The organism is Dellaglioa sp. CoH-57-MRSF-17, assembly GCF_056782015.1.
The window spans coordinates 1-298 of the sequence record NZ_JBXAXY010000110.1; the positions used below are offsets into that span (position 1 = coordinate 1).

Below are 298 nucleotides of genomic sequence, written 5' to 3' on the forward strand. Positions count from 1 at the left end.
CCCGCGCATGTTTGGCTCCGGTGGCTGGGATCGAACCAGCGACCCACGGATTAACAGTCCGTTGCTACTACCGCTGAGCTACACCGGAATTGAGTCAGATAGACCGGGTAACAACTTCGTCCGGCTCACTATCTGATTCGTACTACTTAACTGATGATACCAATCAGGTCGCCTTCGAGGCACACCTTCAGCTCTTCAACATCTACTTCTACGGTTGCAGTCGTCATTGACGTGATAACCGTGTCAACTACCTTAACGCGCAGAGGACGGATCGAACCGTCGCGCAGGATATGTCCTT

Annotated in this window: 1 tRNA gene; it reads right to left on the bottom strand. The window is 52.7% G+C overall.

Annotated elements, in window-relative coordinates:
- Positions 1 to 12: 12 nt before the first annotated feature.
- Positions 13 to 88, bottom strand: a tRNA-Asn gene (locus tag AC1RPJ_RS08070).
- Between the last annotated feature and the right edge of the window lie 210 nt (positions 89 to 298).